This window comes from Acinetobacter sp. RF14B (assembly GCF_006864105.1).
GTDB classification, from domain to species: Bacteria; Pseudomonadota; Gammaproteobacteria; order Pseudomonadales; family Moraxellaceae; genus Acinetobacter; species Acinetobacter lwoffii_C.
On the sequence record NZ_SMTB01000033.1, the window covers coordinates 1 to 21,587 of the forward strand.

At 42.2% G+C, this 21,587-nt stretch carries 19 protein-coding genes; 16 read left to right on the plus strand and 3 right to left on the minus strand.

Annotated elements, in window-relative coordinates; translation table 11 throughout:
- From E2K52_RS06780 to E2K52_RS06790, 3 genes are all read left to right on the plus strand, one after another.
- The coding region (locus tag E2K52_RS06780) for a glycine zipper domain-containing protein (protein ID WP_151204398.1) at positions 1-341 on the plus strand (341 nt) is incomplete at its 5' end.
- Positions 342-483: 142 nt separating this feature from the next.
- The gene (locus E2K52_RS06785; RefSeq protein WP_151204399.1) at positions 484-1,488 is read left to right on the plus strand and encodes an LLM class flavin-dependent oxidoreductase; all 1,005 of its coding nucleotides are present in this window, start codon (positions 484-486) and stop codon (positions 1,486-1,488) included.
- A gap of 261 nt (positions 1,489-1,749) precedes the next feature.
- Positions 1,750-2,322 (plus strand): flavoprotein, encoded by a 573-nt coding sequence (locus tag E2K52_RS06790; protein ID WP_151204400.1) that lies wholly within the window; start codon positions 1,750-1,752, stop codon positions 2,320-2,322.
- A 233-nt stretch (positions 2,323-2,555) separates the two neighbouring features.
- On the opposite strand, the gene E2K52_RS06795 is transcribed toward E2K52_RS06790, so the two are convergent.
- Positions 2,556-3,392: a pyruvate, water dikinase regulatory protein gene (locus E2K52_RS06795; RefSeq protein WP_151204401.1), complete on the minus strand. Its 837-nt coding sequence runs from the start codon at positions 3,390-3,392 to the stop codon at positions 2,556-2,558.
- A gap of 154 nt (positions 3,393-3,546) precedes the next feature.
- On the opposite strand from E2K52_RS06795, the gene ppsA reads away from it, so the two are divergent.
- The 12 genes from ppsA to alr all read left to right on the plus strand — a co-directional run bounded on the left by ppsA (position 3,547) and on the right by alr (position 17,029).
- Complete coding sequence (ppsA, locus tag E2K52_RS06800) at positions 3,547-5,925, plus strand: phosphoenolpyruvate synthase (protein ID WP_151204402.1); 2,379 nt, start codon at positions 3,547-3,549, stop codon at positions 5,923-5,925.
- Between the two features lie 397 nt (positions 5,926-6,322).
- On the plus strand, positions 6,323-7,120 hold the full coding sequence (locus E2K52_RS06805; protein WP_151204403.1) for an RDD family protein: 798 nt from the start codon (positions 6,323-6,325) through the stop codon (positions 7,118-7,120).
- A gap of 301 nt (positions 7,121-7,421) precedes the next feature.
- On the plus strand, positions 7,422-8,531 hold the full coding sequence (cyoA, locus tag E2K52_RS06810; protein ID WP_151204404.1) for a ubiquinol oxidase subunit II: 1,110 nt from the start codon (positions 7,422-7,424) through the stop codon (positions 8,529-8,531).
- A 2-nt stretch (positions 8,532-8,533) separates the two neighbouring features.
- Entirely contained in the window at positions 8,534-10,522 is a 1,989-nt protein-coding gene (gene cyoB / locus E2K52_RS06815; protein ID WP_151204405.1) for a cytochrome o ubiquinol oxidase subunit I, read from the plus strand.
- A gap of 4 nt (positions 10,523-10,526) precedes the next feature.
- The gene (gene cyoC, locus E2K52_RS06820; protein ID WP_151204406.1) at positions 10,527-11,144 is read left to right on the plus strand and encodes a cytochrome o ubiquinol oxidase subunit III; all 618 of its coding nucleotides are present in this window, start codon (positions 10,527-10,529) and stop codon (positions 11,142-11,144) included.
- A complete protein-coding gene (locus E2K52_RS06825; protein ID WP_151204407.1) occupies positions 11,144-11,470 on the plus strand; it encodes a cytochrome o ubiquinol oxidase subunit IV in 327 nt (108 codons plus the stop codon). The genes cyoC and E2K52_RS06825 overlap by 1 nt, the downstream gene beginning before the upstream one ends.
- 10 nt (positions 11,471-11,480) lie before the next feature.
- A complete protein-coding gene (cyoE, locus tag E2K52_RS06830; protein WP_151204408.1) occupies positions 11,481-12,359 on the plus strand; it encodes a heme o synthase in 879 nt (292 codons plus the stop codon).
- A gap of 811 nt (positions 12,360-13,170) precedes the next feature.
- Complete coding sequence (rpsF, locus tag E2K52_RS06835; protein WP_004696436.1) at positions 13,171-13,557, plus strand: 30S ribosomal protein S6; 387 nt, start codon at positions 13,171-13,173, stop codon at positions 13,555-13,557.
- Positions 13,558-13,569: 12 nt separating this feature from the next.
- Positions 13,570-13,797 (plus strand): 30S ribosomal protein S18, encoded by a 228-nt coding sequence (gene rpsR, locus E2K52_RS06840; RefSeq protein ID WP_004278792.1) that lies wholly within the window; start codon positions 13,570-13,572, stop codon positions 13,795-13,797.
- A gap of 9 nt (positions 13,798-13,806) precedes the next feature.
- Positions 13,807-14,253, plus strand: coding sequence for a 50S ribosomal protein L9 (gene rplI / locus E2K52_RS06845; RefSeq protein ID WP_151204409.1), 447 nt, complete (start codon positions 13,807-13,809; stop codon positions 14,251-14,253).
- A 221-nt stretch (positions 14,254-14,474) separates the two neighbouring features.
- Positions 14,475-15,917 (plus strand): replicative DNA helicase, encoded by a 1,443-nt coding sequence (dnaB, locus tag E2K52_RS06850; RefSeq protein WP_151204410.1) that lies wholly within the window; start codon positions 14,475-14,477, stop codon positions 15,915-15,917.
- Positions 15,918-15,958: 41 nt separating this feature from the next.
- The gene (gene alr / locus E2K52_RS06855; protein ID WP_151204411.1) at positions 15,959-17,029 is read left to right on the plus strand and encodes an alanine racemase; all 1,071 of its coding nucleotides are present in this window, start codon (positions 15,959-15,961) and stop codon (positions 17,027-17,029) included.
- Positions 17,030-17,104: 75 nt separating this feature from the next.
- Here alr and E2K52_RS06860 read toward each other — a convergent pair whose 3' ends face one another.
- Both E2K52_RS06860 and E2K52_RS06865 read right to left on the minus strand, forming a co-directional pair.
- Positions 17,105-17,839, minus strand: coding sequence for a proteasome-type protease (locus tag E2K52_RS06860; RefSeq protein ID WP_151204412.1), 735 nt, complete (start codon positions 17,837-17,839; stop codon positions 17,105-17,107).
- A 332-nt stretch (positions 17,840-18,171) separates the two neighbouring features.
- Complete coding sequence (locus E2K52_RS06865) at positions 18,172-18,774, minus strand: alpha-E domain-containing protein (RefSeq protein ID WP_151204413.1); 603 nt, start codon at positions 18,772-18,774, stop codon at positions 18,172-18,174.
- A 1,381-nt stretch (positions 18,775-20,155) separates the two neighbouring features.
- Between E2K52_RS06865 and E2K52_RS06875 the strand changes: the two genes are divergently transcribed.
- Positions 20,156-21,166, plus strand: a complete 1,011-nt coding sequence (locus E2K52_RS06875; protein WP_151204414.1) for a helix-turn-helix transcriptional regulator — start codon at positions 20,156-20,158, stop codon at positions 21,164-21,166.
- Positions 21,167-21,587 lie beyond the last annotated feature (421 nt).

Below are 21,587 nucleotides of genomic sequence, written 5' to 3' on the forward strand. Positions count from 1 at the left end.
GCGCAACCATTGGTTCAGCCATTGGTGGTGGTGCAGGCGCAGCAGTTTCAGCCAATAAACGTGATCGTAATGGTGCAATTATTGGTGGAGCACTGGGTGGTGGTGCCGGTTATGCAGTAGGCAATAACATGGGAGGCAGCAATGGCGGCTTGATTGGTGCAGCTTTAGGCTCTGCTGGTGGTTCAGTACTGGGCAAGAAAGTGAGTGAGGACCGCCGCTATGATGACCGTAATGATCGCCGTTATAATTCAAATGGCTATCGCTACAATGATTATCGCTATAACAATCGTCACGATAATGGCCGCCATTTAGGTCATTATAAAAATGGCAAACGCCGTTAATTTACTCTTCTTTTCTGTTTTACCCTTCAAGCATCTTCGGATGCTTTTTTTTATGCTTTTGTACTTATATCGTTTTTTATCGATATACAAAATCGGCCTAAAATCGTATGCTGTCTATAATTATTTTTTATTTGGATTGATCATGCGCACACTCGCAGATATTCAATTTTCTATTCTTGAACTGGTGCCGGTTCGAGACGACAAAAGCATTCAATTTTCCTTGCAACATGCTTTAGAGTTAGCACAGACCGCTGAAAAACTGGGTTATCACCGGATGTGGCTGGCAGAGCATCATAATATGGACGGCATCGCCAGTTCGGCCACGGCTGTTCTCTTAGGCTATTTACTGGCAAACACCCAGACTCTCAAGTTGGGTTCAGGCGGAATTATGCTGCCCAACCATGCACCACTTATAGTAGCTGAACAATTCGGTACTCTGGCTACCTTATATCCGGGGCGCATTGAGCTAGGGCTGGGCCGTGCTCCGGGTACCGACCAAATGACTATGCGTGCTTTGCGTCGTGGCCGTCAGGAAACTGAAAATCAGTTCCCTGAGGATGTTTTAGAAATTCTGCAATACTTTAAAGATCCGATTCCAGGCCAACGCATTGTGGCAACTCCAGGCCAAAGCACACACGTACCTGTGTGGTTATTAGGTTCGAGCCTGTTTAGTGCACAACTGGCAGCAAAACTCGGTCTACCCTATTCTTTTGCTTCGCACTTTGCCCCACGTATGCTGGGCCAGGCCATTCAATTATATCGTGACAACTTTGAACCCTCTGAATATCTGGACCGCCCTTATGTGTCGATGGGTGTGCCCACCTGTGTAGCTGATACAGATGAAGAAGCTCATTATCTGGCCACCAGTGCTTATCAGCGAGTATTGGCGCTGATTCGTGGTCAAAGCCTGAAACTAAAAGCCCCTGTTAATTCGATGGAAGGCCTGTGGTCAGCCCCTGAAAAAATGTCCGTAGATAATTTCTTTGGCATGGCGCAAGTAGGTTCTAAAGCTACGGTAAAACAGGGCCTAGAATTACTCTTGGAAAAATATGAGGTTGATGAGTTTATTTTTACTTGTGATATTTATGATACAGACAAGCGCCTGCATAACTTTGATCTGCTCATGCATATCAAGAATGGGCAATAAAACTCCTCAATTAGAAGTTGAAATATTCTGCTCATCCTCACGCGTGAGCAGAAGAACTGCTTGCATACCACCGATGCAAATTTTCTCTTTCTAAAATAGCTTTCTACGCGATCTTTCTTTCTATGCTTTAGTAGAAATCAAATCTCTGTTTCTATAAATTAGATGACTGCCTAAGTTAAATTTTCTGCTTTTATTGTTCCACAATTTTGTTTATATCTATTCAAAATAAAACCAATTAATAAATAATTTCAAGGAACACAAATGTCCAGCAAGCGGGATACACACATCGGTATTTTTGAAAATCGGGCTGAGTGTTTTCAGCAATTTAAGGGAGTTCAACTTCCTTCTTCCAAACTGGCTGAATTTGATTGTGCAGGAAAACACATTGCGATTATCGGAACCGATCAGTTTACGGTCAGTCAGCTTGACCGGCTCACTCAGCAAGCTCAATCCGTTAAAGTTTTCCAGATTAGTCCGCAATTTATCTTGCCTTGCTCTACCCGTAGCTTGCAGCGCATGTTCCACCATCCTTTAATTAGCAAAAATAGACGCCTGTTCAACAACCGGGTTAAAAGCATACTTTCACTGCGCTATCTGGAAAATCAGGTTACTAATGTCTGGTTAAGACGTCAGTTAATGCCTAATCTGGCAACGCCGCCCAAAGTTTACTTAAAGTCCGATGATTATTATGTCGCGCTACAGCGTGAAAACTGTCAGCTCATTACTTGGCCAATCCTGAAAATTGCAGGCAATGTTCTCTATTGCATTAATGGAGATCAGCATCAAGTCGAAGTTATTGTGCATACTTATTTACCAGAACATAATGCAAAATAAAGTCATTCACATAAGCTTCGATGACTTTTAAGACCCTCTAAGCCACCTCAGCAATGAGAATTAAGCTGTTTAAGTAACCAGAATTAATAATGATTCAGCTCTTTTATTTCTCAATGTGATTGTAAACATTTTCTGTAATTATAATTCTCATATTTTATTTCTATAAATTTGGGAGATTTGTTTATTTTTATCTATAAATCAAGACCAAGCTAAGGCTTGGTCCTGGATATTTTTCAACCGATACGACGCTTGAGACCTGTCATCTGTAGCACACGGGTGGAAATCTCTTCAATCGACATTTCCGAAACATTCAGGTATTTAATGCCTTCTGAAATATAGATCCCCTCAATCGCACGCAGCTCCATCTGGCACTGACTAAAACTTGCATAGCGGCTATTGGCTTTACGTTCGGTACGGATTGCCACCAGACGGTCTGCATCAATCATCAGGCCGAAAAGCTTGTTCTTATGCGGTCTGAGTACTGCTGGCAGGCGATTGTCATCCAGGTCTTCCTCAGTCAATGGATAGTTGGCCACACGAATTCCAAACTGTAAAGACAGATAAATGGAGGTGGGTGTTTTACCCGAACGTGACACACCAATCAGGATCAAATCAGCTTTATCATAATGGCGGGTACGTGCGCCATCATCATTATCGAGTGCAAAATGAACTGCATCAATACGGGCCTTATAAGATTCAGAATCTGTAACCGCATGAGTCTGACCGACTAAAGTCGTAGGAATCGTGCCTAACTCATCAGCCAATTTACTAATAAGCCCTTCAAATACATCAAGATTTACCGCATTTGCTGTATTAATAATATCGCGCACATAAGGATCAACCAAAGTATCAAATACCAGAGGTTTTTCACCGTCTATTTGAGCTCTTGCATTAATCTCTGCCACCACACTTGTAGCGGCTTCTTCAGAGCTAATGTAAGGGATAATATGAATGTCAAATTTTACATGTGGAAACTGCGCTAACAGCGAGTGGCCAAGCGTTTCAGCGGTGATGGCAGTACCATCTGAAATAAAGAAAACACTACGCTGAATTTGTTTACCTTCTGACATTAAAATTCTCCTCAAACATTTGTCTTAGTGCTATATAATCTTTATAGTAAACCGATCTTACATGACTGTCGCTTAGTAAAATCAAAAACCTAGACGATTTGCTATACTCTCATGCCAAGATAGTGATTAATACTGCAAAAGTGGAGTAACAACTTTGGAAGCGCGCGTAATTGGTCTTGAAAAATTAGGGAAGCACGACGTTGAGCTTGTTGGTGGGAAAAACTCATCACTAGGTGAAATGATCAGCCATTTATCAAATGCTGGTGTATCAGTGCCAGGTGGTTTTGCAACAACTGCAAATGCCTATCGTGAATTCCTCGAGCAGAGTGGCCTAAACGCTAAAATTAATGCAGAGCTTGCAGCACTGAATGTAGATGATGTAAATGCTCTGGCTGAAACTGGCGCAAAAATTCGCCAATGGATTGTGGATACTCCACTTACAGCGGAATTAGAAAAAGAAATTCGTACAGCTTTTGCAGAGCTTTCAAACGGCAACCCTGACATCGCGGTTGCCGTTCGTTCATCTGCGACCGCAGAAGATTTACCCGATGCATCTTTTGCAGGCCAGCAAGAAACCTTCTTGAACATTCGCGGCATTGACAACGTGCTGATCGCAATTAAAGAAGTGTTCGCCTCTTTGTACAACGACCGCGCAATTTCTTATCGTGTACACCAAAATTTTGCCCATGACGTGGTTGCCCTCTCTGCAGGTGTACAACGCATGGTTCGCTCTGAAACAGGTGCTGCCGGTGTAATGTTTACGCTGGATACAGAATCTGGTTTCCGTGATGCGGTATTTATCACTGCATCTTATGGCTTGGGTGAAATGGTAGTACAGGGTGCGGTTAACCCGGATGAATTCTATATCTCCAAGCCTCTTCTCAATGCTGGTCGACACGCGATTTTACGCCGCAACCTAGGTTCTAAACACCAAAAAATGATCTACGGTGAAGAAGGCGCTGCAGGTAAGTCTGTAGTTGTTGTGGATGTAGAAAAAGCAGATCGTCAACAGTTCGCACTGAATGATCAAGAACTTCAAAAACTTGCTAAACAAGCAATCATCATTGAAAATCACTATGGCTCACCAATGGATATTGAATGGGCGAAAGACGGTGATGACGGTAAAATTTACATTGTTCAAGCACGCCCTGAGACTGTAAAGAGCCGTGAAAACGTTGGTACAATGGAGCGCTACCTGTTAAAGCAACGCGGCACCGTGATTTGTGAAGGCCGTTCAATCGGTCAACGCATCGGTTCTGGTAAAGTCCGTATCGTGACCTCTATTAAAGAGATGGACAAAGTACAAGATGGTGACGTACTTGTATCTGACATGACTGACCCGGACTGGGAACCAGTTATGAAGCGTGCTGCTGCTATTGTGACGAATCGTGGTGGGCGTACCTGTCATGCGGCTATTATTGCTCGTGAACTTGGCGTTCCAGCGATTGTCGGCTGTGGTAATGCTACCGAAGTTCTGACAGATGGTCAGGAAGTGACGGTATCATGTGCAGAAGGTGATACTGGTTTCATTTATGAAGGCGCACTTGATTTCGAAATTCAAACCAACTCTATCGAATCAATGCCAAAACTGCCGTTCAAAATCATGATGAACGTCGGTAACCCGGATCGGGCATTTGACTTTGCACAAATTCCAAACGAAGGGATTGGCTTAGCTCGTCTGGAGTTCATCATCAACCGTATGATTGGTGTGCATCCTAAAGCGCTATTAAATATTGACAGCCTGCCACGTGAAACTCGTGCGGCAGTTATGGCACGTACTGCGGGCTATGCGTCTCCGATCGAGTTCTATGTAGAAAAACTGGTCGAAGGTATTTCTACCCTTGCTGCTGCATTTGCTGACAAGCCAGTAATTGTGCGTATGTCTGACTTCAAGTCAAACGAATATGCCAACTTGATCGGTGGTAAGTTATACGAACCAGAAGAAGAAAACCCTATGTTGGGCTTCCGTGGTGCCAGCCGTTATGTGTCTGACAACTTCCGTGACTGCTTCGAACTTGAATGCCGCGCACTGAAGAAAGTACGTGACGAAATGGGCTTAACCAACGTACAGATTATGATTCCATTCGTACGTACAGTTGCTGAAGCAAAACGTGTAATCGAACTTCTTGCCTTAAACGGTTTGAAACGTGGCGAAAATGGCCTGAAAGTTATTATGATGTGTGAATTGCCAACGAACGCATTATTAGCTGAACAATTCCTGGAGCACTTCGATGGCTTCTCAATCGGTTCAAATGACTTGACTCAGCTTACACTTGGTCTGGACCGTGATTCTGGTATCGTCTCTCACCTGTTTGATGAACGTGATCCAGCCGTTAAAGCGCTACTTTCGATGGCTATCCATGCTTGCCGTAAAGCAGGCAAATATGTAGGTATCTGTGGTCAAGGTCCTTCAGACCATCCAGATCTTGCACAATGGCTCATGGAACAAGGCATTGAATCTGTGTCTCTAAACCCGGACTCTGTACTAGATACCTGGTTCTTCCTGGCTGAAGAAAAAGCTCAAAAAGCATAACTAAATGCTGATAAAAAAGACCCGTTTCAGGGTCTTTTTTATGGCTTAAAGATAGTGGTAAATCAGTTTCCAGAAAAGCCTAGTCTATTGATTTTTAATTATTTTAATATAGGTCACTCTGTACACATTCTTAATTCAAGCACAAACAAATACCAACATTTAATTACCCTATAAATTGCCATAATTAATTAGCACTGAAATCCATATTCGAGTACTAAAATCACGAATCCTTGCTACACTAGTTTCACCCAGAGAGAATTTCAGTTATCAATATTCTTGAAAATACTGAATTTATCTCTATATCTAAACACAGGCGCTTCTATTTGTTTTAACATAAAACGCAAGAGAGTCTGATTTCAGTTCTTTTTTCAAATTTACATTTTGAGATTCAGTTTATATGCAGATTTACTTGGCACGAAATAATCAACAAGCTGGTCCTTATACCTTGGAACAACTCAATCAGATGCTTGCTGACCAGCAAGTGTTACTGACTGATCTGGCTTGGCATCAGGGTATGACAGAGTGGAAGGCTTTAGGTGAACTGACGCAAGGAAAATCAGTATATATGCCTGAGGGCTATATCCCCCCTGCGCCTGCACCTGCATCAACGGCCTATCAGCACACCACCTCAACCCCAGCCTCCTCTACACAGACTCACGCTCAACATACAACCAATAAAAATGAGCTGGCCAGCATCCCGAGTCGTATTCTTGCCAAGATTGTTGATCTGTTATTGTGGCTTCCTGCGACGTTCATTTTGACAGCTTTCTTTACACCGGCACAGGAAACTCAGTTTGCGACCCTGAATCAGGAGTTTATAAATGTCATGCTGGACAGCAATGCTGACCCTGCTCTGGCACAGCAGTTACAAACCCAAATGTTCGAAATGTTCTCACAGCAGGCCTGGATCGTCACCGCGTTTTACCTCATTATCATGCTGGCGATACAGGCTTTTCTGATTGCGAAATCAGGACAGAGTATCGGGAAAAAACTAACCAAAATTAAGATTGTAGATGCTGAAACTGGGGAGAAAACCAGTCTGCTACGTGCTTTTACAATTCGTAGTGTGTGCTTTATTTTCTTGAATATCATGCTTATGCCAATCAGCACAATCATTGACTGGGCTTTTGGTCTGGGGGAAAAACGACAGACCCTGCATGATAAACTTGCTAAAACACAAGTCGTAAAACAATAACTTATCAATCTTTTAAATGGGATGGAGTGCATCCCATTTTCCCTCATTACGTTGAAATTAAAATAAAATTCCAACAATTATTCTTAAATCACGACCAGCAAAATCAGTTTCTTTTACAGGGATTTAAAGCACCTTTATATATAGCTTAGTTTATCAATATCAGGCATAATGCCCCACAACGTAGCGGTGTGTTGTGACCAGAAGGATGTTTTTATAAAAAATCAGCCTTTTTAGTCATGCCACACTTTAATCGCTATCCCATATTAAATTAGGGAATGGGACTCTTCACCGAGGTTGTAAAATGAGACAAACAATTTTAGCTGTATTGTCTTTATCTGCGATGGCTGCACTCTTAACTGGGTGTGGTGGTGATTTAGTACTTCTGAACTCTAAAGGTCCAGTTGCTGAAGGTCAAAGTAACCTGATGATGACTGCGATCTACTTAATGCTGTTGGTGGTTATTCCATCTATCATTATGGCATTATGGTTCGGTTGGAAATATCGCGCATCGAATAAAGACGCAGACTATAAACCTACATGGGCACACTCTACTGCGATTGAAATTGTAGTATGGGGTATTCCTGTCATTATTATTGGTGTTTTAGCCTGGTTAACTTGGTGGGGTTCCCACAAGTATGACCCATACCGTCCAATTGAGGCGGATAAAGCACCACTAACTGTTCAAGTAATTGCAGAACAATTCAAATGGATTTTCATCTATCCTGAGCAAAATATTGCAACTGTTAACGAATTACGTTTCCCTGAGAAAACTCCGGTAAGCCTTCGTTTAACCTCTAACTTCACGATGAACTCGTTCTTCATCCCGGCGTTAAGTGGTCAGATCTATGCAATGGCAGGTATGCAAACCCACTTGAATATCTTGGCTGATGAAACTAGCCCGGCTGAAGGCTACCGCGGTTTCTCTTCCAACTACTCAGGTTACGGCTTCTCACAAATGCATTTCCGTGCTCACTCTGTGACAGATGCTCAGTTTGCTGAATGGGTTTCTGCTGTTCAGTCAGGTAATGGTACTTCAGTCAATTCAAAAGCAGTTCAAAAGACTGTTTTAGATCAAGCTGAATTTGCAGCCTTACGTGATGGCAACCGTTCACAAAAACAAATTGATGCAATGGTTCGTAATGCAAGAACAGATCTAGAGAAAAAACTCGCTGCAACTGCTCAGGCAGAAGGTCCATATAAGACTCAGCCACATCCTGTGACTTATTATTCTTCTGTAGAGCCGGGCTTGTTTGAATCTGTGATTAATAACTATATGAGTAACTACCATGGTGCTGACCATTCAGCTCCGGCTGTAGAGGCTACAGCGACTGACGCTGTTGCTCATGATGAAGCTGCGGCTTCTGAAGCTCATGTAGCTGTTGAACATGCGACTGCTTCTCAAGGAGAATAAGAATGAGCTTCTTAGGTAAGTTAGGTCCAGATGCAATTCCTTACGATCCAATCGTATTGGTCACAGTTGCAATGATGATCTTGGGTGGTATCGCAGTTGTTGCTGGTATTACCTACTTCAAGAAATGGGGCTACTTGTGGAACGAATGGTTCACATCGGTAGACCATAAAAAAATTGGTATCATGTATATCCTCGTATCAGTGATCATGCTGGTGCGTGGTTTCGCCGATGCGATCATGATGCGTCTTCAGCAGTTCCTTGCAAAAGGTGGCGGCGAAGGCTACTTACACCCTGAACACTATGACCAGATCTTCACCGCACACGGTGTAATCATGATCTTCTTCGTAGCGATGGGTCTTGTTGTTGGTTTAATGAACATCTCTGTACCGCTTCAAATCGGTGCACGTGACGTTGCCTTCCCATTATTGAACTCTTTAAGCTTCTGGCTATTCGCTGGTGCTGCGGGTCTGATGATGGTTTCACTTGCTCTAGGTGAATTCGCAGCAACAGGTTGGATGGCGTATCCACCACTGTCAGGTATTGAATATTCACCTGGCGTCGGTATGGATTACTATATCTGGGCACTGCAGATTTCTGGTCTAGGTACGCTTCTAACGGGTGTTAACTTCTTTGTTACCATCATTAAAATGCGTGCACCTGGCATGAAGCTGATGGAAATGCCGATCTTTACCTGGACTGCACTATGTACGTCTGTACTGATCATTGCCGCATTCCCGGTGTTAACTGCAACAATTGCAATGCTAACGCTTGACCGTTACTTCGGTTTCCATTTCTTTACGAACGACCTAGGCGGCAGCCCGATGTTGTACGTAAACCTGATTTGGACATGGGGTCACCCGGAAGTATATATTCTGATTTTACCTGCTTTTGGTATTTATTCAGAAGTTGTAGCAACATTCTGCCGCAAAACGCTATTTGGTTATAAATCTATGGTGTATGCAACAGTAGCAATCACCGTATTGTCATTCGTTGTATGGGTTCACCACTTCTTTACCATGGGTGCAGGTGCCAACGTTAACGCGTTCTTCGGTATCATGACCATGATTATTGCGATTCCTACAGGTGTGAAAATCTTCTCTTGGTTATTCACCATGTATAAGGGTCGTATTGTCTACACTACGCCAATGCTATGGACACTGGGCTTCCTGGTAACTTTCGGTATTGGTGGTATGACTGGTGTATTGATGGCGGTGCCACCAGCGGACTTCCTGGTACATAACTCTTTGTTCCTGATCGCTCACTTCCATAACGTAATTATTGGTGGTGTAGTATTTGCAATGTTCGCAGGTATCATTTTCTACTGGCCAAAAATGTTTGGCTGGAGACTGAATGAAACTTGGGGCAAACTGGCGTTCTGGTTCTGGTTCTTCGGTTTCTACTTTGCATTCATGCCGCTTTATATCCTTGGTTTCATGGGTATGACTCGTCGCCTGAATACATTTGACAACCCAGACTGGGATCCGTATGTAAACATTGCAATGTTCGGTTCTGTCCTGGTTGCATTTGGTATCGTATGTTTCATTATGCAAATCGTAGTTGGCTTCCTACAGCGTGACCAACGTCTAGATTTGACTGGCGATCCATGGGATGGTCGTACGCTTGAGTGGTCTACTTCTTCCCCTGCTCCGTTCTACAACTTTGCCTATCTTCCGAAGATCAATGGTATTGATACTTTCTGGACTGACAAAGAAAATGGTGTTGCTTATGCAAAACCAACGAAGTATGAAGACATCCACATGCCGACTAACCGTGCTGCTGGTTTCGTTATCGCTATGTTTATCACCGTAATGGGCTTTGCGTTAATCTGGCACATCTGGTGGTTAGTATTCGTTACTTTCATTGCTTCAATTATCAGCTTCATCGTTTCTTCTTTCACCAAGAAAGTGGATTACTATGTTCCGGCTGCTGAAGTAGAGCGTATTGAAAACGAACGCTATGCGATCCTTGATAAACACTTGAAGAAGGACTAAGACAATGGCTGAAGTACTTCATCATCAGAACCACGGACACGATGAGCATCATCACGATGATACTGACATCACAGTCTTTGGTTTCTGGACTTACTTGATGAGTGACCTTATCCTGTTTGGTACACTCTTCATTGCGTTCGCTGTTTTAAGTAGCCACATTCCAGTGGGTACGCCAAGTGCAAAAGATCTTTTTGGCGATTCTTTAGGTTTTGTATTAACTGAAACCTTTGCTCTCTTGATCTCTTCTGTAACTTTTGGTTTTGCGGTTCTTGCTGCATACAAAAAAGATGTTGCAAAAGTATTAACTTGGTTAGCAATTACCTGGGTATTCGGTGCAATCTTCATCGGCATGGAGCTATATGAGTTCAATCATTTAGTTCATGCAGGTCACGGTCCAAGCGCAAGTGCGTTCTTATCTGCGTTCTTTACTCTAGTTGGTACGCATGGTATTCACGTAACTTCTGGTCTGGTGTGGATGATCGTGTTAATGGTTCAAATCAAGAAATATGGTTTGACTCTGGCAAACACACGTCGTCTTGCTTGCCTAAGCTTGTTCTGGCACTTCCTTGACATCGTTTGGATCTGTGTATTCAGCGTAGTTTACTTGATGGGAGTTCTGTAATGAGTCACGATCATAACTCAGCTGGTGCAGCACACGGTAACACTAAGCAATATACAATCGGCTTTATCCTGTCTGTTATTCTGACCATTATTCCATTTGGTATGGTCATGGCAGGCGGTTTTGGTCGCGGTATCTTGATCACAGTCATTGCGATTACTGCAGTTGCCCAGATTCTTATACAGCTAATCTACTTCTTGCACATGAACTCTTCTTCAGAGCAGCGCTGGAACGTGATTGCATTCGTGTATACCATCTTAACCATCTCTATTCTTTTAGTGGGTTCTGTATGGATCATGAATTACCTACACTACAACATGATGATCTAAACTGGTTGTCATGCTGAAAAAGTATTTATTCCTGACGAAGCCAGGAATTCTCTTTGGTAACTTCGTTACCACTTTGGGTGGCTACTTTGTAGCCACTCAAGGTTTTGTAGATTTCCTTCTCTTGCTCCTTACTCTTCTGGGTACTACGCTTGTAGTTGCCTCAGGATGTGTGGTCAATAACGTTATTGATCAGGACATCGACCAGAAAATGCAACGCACGCAAAACCGTGCTCTGGTGCAAAAAACTATTTCTGTTCCTGTAGCCTTGGCTTTTGCCTTGGTGCTAGGTGTGATTGGTTTTGGTATTTTATGGTTTTGGGTAAATGCATACGCTTTCCTATTCGCGGTCATTGGTTTTGTCGTATACGTTGGTTTTTACAGCTTATGGACAAAACGAACGACTATTCATCAAACTATTGTCGGCAGTATTTCCGGCGCATCTCCACCTGTCATTGGCTATACGGCTGTAGTCGGTCAGTTTGACATGGGTGCATTACTCATCTTTTTGGGTTATGCCTTCTGGCAAATGCCCCACTCTTGGGCAATTGCTATTTACCGCTTTGATGACTACAAAAATGCCAATATTCCAATTTTGCCTGTAGCTCGTTCGATTTATCGAACCAAGATTGAGTCATTTATTTATGTCGTATTATTTACACTGACAATGAATGCACTATTTATCTACGGCTATGCAAACTGGATTTATGTCATTATTCTCAATGCGCTTTGTATTTATTGGCTGTATTTAGGAGTAATTGGATTTAAGGCTGAAAATGACCAGCTCTGGGCAAAACGTTATTTTCTGTTTTCTGTCCTGCTGATTACCATTATCAGTATTTCATTCAGTTTTACTTCTACTCTACCCGCCAATCCAATCGTATTTTTTTAAAAAGATAGAGTTAGTCTCTATCTTTTTTATTTCTCTTTATGGAATTTTTGCTAAAACAGAATATTCAAAATAAATAAAAAATGTTCATTTCATATAGCAATTATAAAAAGCTCCATACTGTATTTAGCCGCTTTATTATTATTTTCTAGTCTTCATTCTGTCAGTTATTCGGCAAGGTATTGCACCACGACCATAAGAGCAAAAAATCTGGCTAGTCATCTGCTGTTATCATCTAAGCTGGAGTACACAAGACTATCAACAGGTGCCGAGTTTACTCAATCAGTGGTAGCAGCAAGAAAGTCAGGTATAAGGCTTACAGATTGATTTCGATAATAAAATCCAAAATCTATATGAGTGTGCTTTATTTTACACCAGCTGCGTCAGAAATTGCCTCGTCAATATCAGCTCAGTATTACCAATTTGTTGGACTGGAGCAATTTTCGGGGTGCCCCAAAGTTGGTCAATAATGATGAAATTTCTATTCAAACAGGGATACGCACCGCTGTAGATTATGAAACTTCTTTGCAACACACTCGCTAATTGGGCTTGGCTTTTAAGGTGGGCTTGGTACAACACGGAAGACTCAACCCTCACTTAAATTATCAGCAGTCTCCCCTATTGAAAGGCCATATCCTCTTGCTGCTCAGAACAAAACCAAGATTTTGATCATGCAATTTATACCAATCCTATTGTATTTTTTACCAAAACCCACTAAAATCCACGCTTCGCAAACACTGCGACACAACCCAGGTTGTGACTCCTTGCTTCAATTTATCTAAATTGGGGCTGTGTAAACCGTAAGGAGCTGACAATGCGTCACTACGAAATCGTACTATTGGTACATCCAGACCAAAGCGATCAAGTTGTGGGTATGGTAGAACGTTACCTAACTCACATCAAAGAAGCTGAAGGTCAAATCCACCGTCTTGAAGACTGGGGCCGTCGTCAATTGGCTTACCCAATCAACAAGATCCACAAAGCTCACTACATTCTAATGAATGTTGAGTGTGGTCAAACTACTCTTGATGAGCTTGAAGAATTATTCCGTTATAATGACGCAATCATTCGTAGCCTTATCATCCGTCGTGAAAACGCTATCACTGAAGAGTCTTTACTGGCTAAAAGTGCTGAAGAAAAACGTGCGCGTAAAGCTCAACGTGAAGAAGCACAACAAGCTCAAGACTCTGCTGAAGCATAAGGAGAACATAACATGGCACGTTTCTACCGTCGTCGCAAGTTCTGCCGCTTTACAGCTGAGAACGTTACATATATCGACTACAAAGATATCGACACTTTAAAACAGTACATCACTGAAAATGGCAAGATTGTTCCTAGCCGTATTACAGGTACTAAAGCTCGTTATCAACGTCAATTAGCGCTTGCTATCAAACAAGCTCGCTACTTGTCTTTGATCCCTTACACTGACAATCATAAGTGAGGTTGAGCTGTGGATATTATCTTATTACAACGCATTAAAAACCTTGGTAAATTAGGCGATAAAGTTTCAGTTAAAGCTGGTTACGGCCGTAACTTCCTTATCCCTCAAGGTAAAGCAGTTGCTGCTACTGAAGCAAACACTGCTGCTTTTGAAGCTCGTCGTGCTGAACTTGAGAAGCAAGAAGCTGATATTTTAGCTGCTGCTCAAGCACGTGCTGACCAATTGAACGAAGTAAACATCGTTATTACTGCTAAGTCAGGTGACGAAGGTAAACTATTCGGTTCAATCGGTACTCGTGACATCGCTGACGCGTTGACAAATGCTGGTCTTGAAGTTGACCGTGCTGAAGTTCGTCTTCCAAATGGCGCACTTCGCAACACTGGTGAATTCAACATCGCAATTCAATTGCACCATGATGTTGTTGCAGAAGTTCTCGTTACAATCGTAGCTGAGTAATTTCTCACCATAAAAAGGGCATGCGTGAGCATGCTCTTTTTTTATCTCTAAAAAATATCAGTCCTCCCACTCGACTGTTTAAAATTCATTTTATTATTCGTGTTGATAAAAAATTAGGCTTCGCATTTGATGCCAGAGCGCGTATCATTTCATATCGTAGTGAATGAAAGCTATTCATCTCCGATAATATTTGACCATTGTTTTTAAAATCAGGGATTTATATGTCACAGGCGAATGCCAGCATCAAGGCAACTAGCGCTAAACCAGAAATTGTTACTGAAAATAGCAGTCTCAAGGAGTTTCGCACTCCACCTCACAATTTAGCGATTGAACAAGCTGTACTTGCTGCCCTGATGACTGTGGCTGAATCTTTTGAACAGGTTGGTGACGTACTGACCGAAAATGATTTCTATGCAACACGCCACAAATATATTTTCCGTGCAATTGAACAGCTGTCCAAAGAAAACTCACCTTATGATGCAGTGCTGGTACATGACTGGCTGATCAAGCAAAACTTACTGGAAGCGGTTGGCGGTGAAGAATATCTGATGCAATTGATGGCAGATTCTCCTTCAAGTTTCTATAACCTGGAAACTTATGCAGGTAAAATCAAGGAATTCTCTACCCTTCGTAGCATGATCAAGGTCAGTTCTGAAATTTTGCAGAACGCCTATGACACCAAAGGTCGTCCAGTCAGTGAAATTCTGGATCTGGCCGAAACCAATATTTTCTCGATTGCCGAACAGCATAATAATAATGCCAAGGCGCAAGGCCCAAAAGCCATTAACACCGTCGTTGCCGATGTATTTGACAAGCTGAACGAACTGTCACAAATGGAAGGCAGTATTACTGGTCTGACTACAGGCTTTGTAGAACTGGATAATAAAACTTCCGGGATGCAGGCCGGTGATTTAATTATTGTTGCAGCGCGTCCATCTATGGGTAAAACCACTTTTGCCATGAATCTGGTCGAAAGCGTCCTGTTTAATAATAATTTGCCAGCTCTGGTGTATTCAATGGAGATGCCCGCTGACTCCATTGCCATGCGTATGATTTCTTCTTTTGGCCGTGTGCATCAGGGGCATTTACGTGCCGGTAAAATGGACAGTGATGAATGGTCCAAAGTGACCAGTACGATTGTACATTTACAGGAAAAGCATCTCTATATTGATGATTCATCTGCCCTGCCACCGACAGAAGTTCGTGCGCGTGCGCGCCGTATTGCCAAAATGCATGGCGGTAAACTGGGCTGCATCATGGTCGACTATTTACAGCTGATGAAAGTTCCGGGTATGGGGGATAACCGTGTCGGTGAGATTTCAGAAATTTCTCGCAGCCTGAAGGCACTGGCCAAAGAAATGCAGTGTCCGGTCATTGCCTTGTCCCAGCTCAACCGTTCTCTGGAGAACCGGCCAAATAAACGTCCGGTGATGTCGGATCTGCGTGAATCTGGTGCGATCGAGCAGGATGCCGACTTGATTATGTTTATTTATCGTGATGAGGTTTATAACAAGGAATCCAAAGAAGCCGGGACTGCCGAAATTATTATTGGTAAACAGCGTAATGGTCCAATTGGCACCGTTCGTCTGGCCTTTGAAGGTCAATATACCCGTTTTAGTAATCTGTCTCCTGAGTTCTATGCTCAGTATGAGGATGATGAGTAATCATTCTCACATTTCCACCGTCCCTTAAGGAGTAATTTAGGGTGCGTCAAGCTACAGTTTATATTGACAGTTCTGCCCTGCAATATAATTTAAACCGTGTCAAACAACTTGCCCCAAGCGCTAAAATCGTCAGCATGGTCAAAGCCAATGCTTATGGACATGGAGTTAAAGACTGCTTAGCAGCCTTAAAAGAGAGTGATGCCTTCGGGGTCGCCTGCCTGCAAGAAGCTCTGGAAATCCGCCAACTCGGATATCAACAGCCCATCACCCTGATTGAAGGGATTTTTTCAGTTGATGAAATGCCAGTGGTCATTGAACAAAATATTGAGATTGTTGTGCATCACCAGCAACAGCTAGACTGGCTACTGGCTTATAAAGAGGCCTATAACGCTAAAAAACTGAAAGTCTGGGTTAAACTGAATAGTGGCATGAACCGTCTTGGTTTTAAGCTTGAGCACATTAAAGATGTTATTCACCAGCTCAAAGCCGAAGGTTTTAATTGCGTCCTGGCGATGCATTTTGCCAATGCCGATGCTGATCATCCTTTAAATGATGAACAGATTCGCCAGTTCCTGGAAGTCAAAAATGACTGTGCGCCGCTCATGGGTTCCTGCTGTAATTCGGCAGCAATTTATAAGTATCCCGAATTGCATTTTGATTTTGTTCGCCCCGGGATTATGCTTTACGGCGCCTCCCCCTTTGCAGATAAAACAATCCATGATCTGGACTTAAAACCTGTCATGACATTTACTGCAGAAATTATCGCGCTGAATTCAATTAAAGCGGGAGAGTCTGTGGGATATGGTTCAACCCTTACCGCTGATCAAGATATGGATTTAGCCATTGTTTCAATTGGCTATGGGGATGGCTATCCGCGTGCTTTCCCTCAACAAAACTATGTTGCGATTAATGGCCAGACTACCCGTGTGATTGGTCGCGTAGCCATGGACATGATTGCAATTGAGGTCACGGGCTTAAATGTAGATTTAGGCACCGAGGTTGAGCTTTGGGGGCAAACCCGTTTGGTGGATGATGTAGCTGAAGCCAATGGCACCATTGGTTATGAACTGCTTTGCCGTCTGACCAACCGCCCACGACGTAAAGTGCTGTAAACTCAGATTTTATCAGCAGTACAAAGCCCGACCTTGAGTGGGGCTTTTTATTGTCCGAGATCATTCTATTACTTATTAAAGAAAATACTCACTTGAAGGCGTCGGTAATTCTGCCAGACCCTTTTTTAAAGTTTCCGACCATTGACGGCTAATATCAGTAAAATACTTATCATCTTCTGCAATCCGCTTACCCTTCGGCATCATCAGACTATTTTTTTTATACACCAGCACATCTAGTGGCATTCCCACAGATACATTAGAACGTAAAGTTGAGGCAAAGGAGATGAGAGAACAACGCAACGCCTCATCTAATGGCATATCATAGGTCAAAGCGCGGTCCAGAATCGGTTTACCGTATTTACTTTCTCCAATCTGGAAATATGGCGTATCCGTTGTCGAGCAAATAAAATTACCTTGCGGATAAATATGGTAAAGCTGCATTTCCTGATCTTTAATCTGTCCGCCCACCAGCAAATTACAATAATAGGTACTTTGCTCCTGCACATCCTCAGTAACATTGGCGATGACTTTTTTCAGTATACTGCCAATCAGCTCTGCCACATCAAACATAGTATGCAGACTAAGTATATTCGGCTCCTGTTTCAGCTCCAGATGGTTTTTAATGTGACCAATCACCGCCTGGCTTGTCGCCAGGTTTCCCGAGGCTTGAACCACAATCAGACGCTCTCCATCCACCCCGAAAGTATATAGTTTACGAAATACTGAAATATGATCCACACCCGCATTGGTTCGGGTGTCACTAATAAAAACCATTCCCTGTTCTAAACGTAGCGCACAACAATAGGTCATTATTTGACTCCTGTTAACAGCCTAATATCTGGAAGATAGAATACATAGATTCCTCTCCTCCTTTTCCCTTACCCTGCGTGCGGGTTACATCCCGATCATCCCAACCAGCGGCAATATATGCCTCGGTACTTGCCCTACACAGCTGATGTCTAATATCAAGACAATACTACTTTTTCTTAATTTATACTTCTGCCCAAGCATGACTTACCAAATGACGGGCCTCAAAAATATCGCATAGCACACCTATTTCGACTTAAACAAGATACATGCAGAAATGGTAGATTAAAAACCGATAGCATATCGCCTGTAATAACTCTGAGATTCACCTTCAATTAGAGATCAGCCTCGAATAACTGATGAATATGATCACTGAACTGATAAAACTGGATGGAACTCGGTGTACGGCGTAATTGCTGCCAATATTCCTCCAAATCTCCCCATCCCATCTCCACCAAAGTTTCAACAAGATAATCAATTTTAGTTAAGGTCTTTTGAGTGTCTATGGCTAAACGTAGCTGTTGATCCAGTTGATCTAAAGACTGGCCCAAGCTGAAAAATAAAAAGATGTCTGGGGATTCTGCCTCCAAGACATCTTCGCAATCATGAACAACATCACAGATATAAGCAGCATTTTCATGAGTAGTTTTAATCAGCCTGCTCAGTTCTGAATAGGCGCTGGCTGATAAAACTCCCCGTAACTTCTGAATCTTCTCCTGAGCTTGCTTAAAATAGTACCTGAAAGAAGCGGGTTGCTTCGCATCCAGGATTAACTCATTTAACGAGCTGGCATCAAAAGCCGGTAGGCAAAAGGCATGGGCATAATTAAGTGCCGCCTCATCATCCAGAAATGGAAAATGCGAACATAAAAACTGGGTTCGAGATAAATATCGACCTAACCAAAAAATATGCTGCGCATTGGTATTCAACAAGACCATGACGTTTTCCTTCGTTGGCTGTGAATGCAGATTGTCAACTACTCTCGTATTTTTTCCTTACCCTTAGGATAAACTACCATCAGAGATCGCTTATCGCGTTAAACTGCTCGATACTATTTCAGCGCACTAAACTGAACTTAAAAAATGTAAATCAATAAGGTGCTCTAAAAATATTGATATTGAATTATTTGAATTAGAACTAATTTCAAAGTAGGCTGCACACTATAAAGATACGAGCTAACCAAGATTCTTATTCCAAATACTTTAAATATTTCAATTGACTGCTTAGAAGCCAGTCGCCCGACCAGTATTCAGTGACCCAAACCTTAAGCTGCTCTCACGATCCACTAACCTCCACAAGACAAAATATATTTCACATATTTTACCTGAGGGCTTTGGTAGCTCAGAACATTTTGACAAGTACTGTCTCATCCAAATAAAATCCGATTATGTTATCGATATAGGGAAGGTTGATTTACCATTTACTGCCCCCCTGCTCTTGATGCATGGGCAATTACAATATGATGCTATAAACAGATTACCATTAAATTGGGAGTACCTTAGTTCCTCTCTGCTTTAAAGTAAAAAATCAAGATACACCATCGATACATTTATAAATAACATTAACTAGATGATAGCCCCCTATGGTTTTTACATAAACCTTCATGCTTCCCACAAAAAGGTTACGCGATGTTACCAAGAGCCTATCTATTACTCTTGCCAGAAAAACAGTTCATAATATGCGCTGTTAAAGTAACCGATATTAAGATCACCACCAAAGACCGGTTAGTATCAGCTCTTTCAATCAGAATTCTTGTTAATAATTTTGATTATTTCCGTGCTGAAAATATAAAACTATTCAAATAATGTAGGCTTTAATTTTTTGACTTATCTTCAGGTATTTTATCATTTCGACAACTTCGAAAGATGTTCTTAAATTATCTTCGAGCATGACTCATTCGGCCGTGGAATCACAGAGCATATTAATCCTGCGAATCTGGCTATATTTCATGGATAACTTTTTAAAGGCAACTGCTGGTATAAAAGTTGCGAAGGGCGGAGCTTAATTACTTTGATAATTACAGGGTCTGAATTGATTTCGTCTTTAACCTGAGCTTTTGTAGCTTGATTTGTTTGAAGCCCACAAACCTCTTGTTCAGCCTCTAGTTTAATACAATCAAAACCATCTCCATGCCATGAGCTTGATTAACTTAGCCAATATTCACCTGATCTTGGCTCTATAAACTCCATACGATTTTCCAGCATTTTTTTTATTATAGAACCTTTGTTGTGCAGAATGACTTGCGAAAAAAATGCGGATTTCATATTGTGTTACTCTCTTTATCTACACTTGTCCTATTGATAGCCAGTAAAATATATTATGTCAGCACAAGAAAAAGAAACCTCGAATAGCCTTTATCGCCAATGGCAAATCTTGTCGCGTCTTTCTACCGGTAAATGGATGGGAACACGTGAATTACAGGAAATCCTGAACCGTGAAGGCATTGAAATCAGCTTGCGGACCATTCAGCGTGACCTGAACCAGATTGCCCAGCGCTTTCCGATTGAAAGCAGTAAAACGACACCACAAGGCTGGCGCTGGCGTTCAGATGCTCCTATTCAAAGCTTGCCTCATATGACCAGCTCGCAGGCTGTAACCTTTATGATGGTAGAAGAACACCTGAAGCATTTGCTACCGCCTAGCCTGATTGATGAAATGAATCCCTGGTTTGATCTGGCGCGACGTAGTCTTTCTTCGCAAAATAATGTTCGGCAATGGATCAACCGGGTCCGGATTGTACCGGCCACCCAACCGCTGATTCCGCCTTTTGTCGATAAGGTCGCCCAGCAAGCCATTTATGAAGCTTTATTACAGGACAAGCAACTGGAATGTGTCTATCAGGGCCGTGGTCTTCAAAGTGAGGAAAAAACCTATATTCTGAATCCGCTGGCTTTGGTACAAAAAGGTTCAATTATTTATCTGGTCTGTACCCGTCATGATAAGTCCGATATTCAAACCTTTGCCCTGCACCGCTTTAAATCCGCAATTGTGCTGAATTCCCGTGCTTTGCATCCTGTAAATTTTGATATTGATGATTATATTGAATCAGGGGCACTGGGCTTTCGCGTAGATTTCAACCATCCAACTGAAAATGTCACCCTGAAATTGACCATGGATGAGGTAGATGCGCACTATTTTGAAGAAAGTCAGCTCAGCAAAGACCAAAAAATTGAAAAGCTGGAAAATGGCATGTTCCTGATCAGTGCGACTGTCCCCTTTACTTCGCAACTGACCTGGTGGTTACGCAGCTTTGGAAAAAAAATCAAACAGATAGAGCCTACCACTGTAGCGAATGCAGTTTATCAGCTTGATAGTCAGGATTCTCAATAGAATATCCACTCAACTTTAAAAATCCCATAGTATAAAAAGTCCCCTATTGGGGACTATATTTTTTGATTATCTGTATTTGATCAATCGGCCAGCAAATCCATTTATTGTCTTTGTTTGCTTTATCAATAACCCAAGGAAAGATAAGAAGCTGCCATTAAAAGCTCCAGTATGACGATCATACTCAATTATGCATTCACCTTGCTGCGTTTATGCCTGTATACAACTTTGGCCGCAGACTCAAAACAACCCAAGAAGCTGAGTTCCTCTGTAAACCCTGGACAGATGAACCTGAAGTTTTAAATTTGTTCCACTGCAGGAAATGCCGGCACTAAACACCTAGCATGACTTATAGACAGGTCAGTTCTGCATCATTCAAATGAATGGATTTTGAGGTGTCATTCTCATCTTTAGTATTGCCATG

What these genes read in the sequence shown, in the direction of transcription:
- E2K52_RS06795 (WP_151204401.1), bottom strand. Translation starts at nt 3,392, where the DNA reads ATGTCAGAAGGTAAACAAATTCAGCGTAGTGTTTTCTTTATTTCAGAT.
- E2K52_RS06865 (WP_151204413.1), bottom strand. Translation starts at nt 18,774, where the DNA reads ATGGTCTTGTTGAATACCAATGCGCAGCATATTTTTTGGTTAGGTCGA.
- E2K52_RS06805 (WP_151204403.1), top strand. Translation starts at nt 6,323, where the DNA reads ATGCAGATTTACTTGGCACGAAATAATCAACAAGCTGGTCCTTATACC.
- cyoC (WP_151204406.1), top strand. Translation starts at nt 10,527, where the DNA reads ATGGCTGAAGTACTTCATCATCAGAACCACGGACACGATGAGCATCAT.
- cyoE (WP_151204408.1), top strand. Translation starts at nt 11,481, where the DNA reads ATGCTGAAAAAGTATTTATTCCTGACGAAGCCAGGAATTCTCTTTGGT.
- cyoA (WP_151204404.1), top strand. Translation starts at nt 7,422, where the DNA reads ATGAGACAAACAATTTTAGCTGTATTGTCTTTATCTGCGATGGCTGCA.
- rpsR (WP_004278792.1), top strand. Translation starts at nt 13,570, where the DNA reads ATGGCACGTTTCTACCGTCGTCGCAAGTTCTGCCGCTTTACAGCTGAG.
- dnaB (WP_151204410.1), top strand. Translation starts at nt 14,475, where the DNA reads ATGTCACAGGCGAATGCCAGCATCAAGGCAACTAGCGCTAAACCAGAA.
- E2K52_RS06790 (WP_151204400.1), top strand. Translation starts at nt 1,750, where the DNA reads ATGTCCAGCAAGCGGGATACACACATCGGTATTTTTGAAAATCGGGCT.
- E2K52_RS06860 (WP_151204412.1), bottom strand. Translation starts at nt 17,839, where the DNA reads ATGACCTATTGTTGTGCGCTACGTTTAGAACAGGGAATGGTTTTTATT.
- cyoB (WP_151204405.1), top strand. Translation starts at nt 8,534, where the DNA reads ATGAGCTTCTTAGGTAAGTTAGGTCCAGATGCAATTCCTTACGATCCA.
- E2K52_RS06785 (WP_151204399.1), top strand. Translation starts at nt 484, where the DNA reads ATGCGCACACTCGCAGATATTCAATTTTCTATTCTTGAACTGGTGCCG.
- E2K52_RS06875 (WP_151204414.1), top strand. Translation starts at nt 20,156, where the DNA reads ATGTCAGCACAAGAAAAAGAAACCTCGAATAGCCTTTATCGCCAATGG.
- rpsF (WP_004696436.1), top strand. Translation starts at nt 13,171, where the DNA reads ATGCGTCACTACGAAATCGTACTATTGGTACATCCAGACCAAAGCGAT.
- E2K52_RS06825 (WP_151204407.1), top strand. Translation starts at nt 11,144, where the DNA reads ATGAGTCACGATCATAACTCAGCTGGTGCAGCACACGGTAACACTAAG.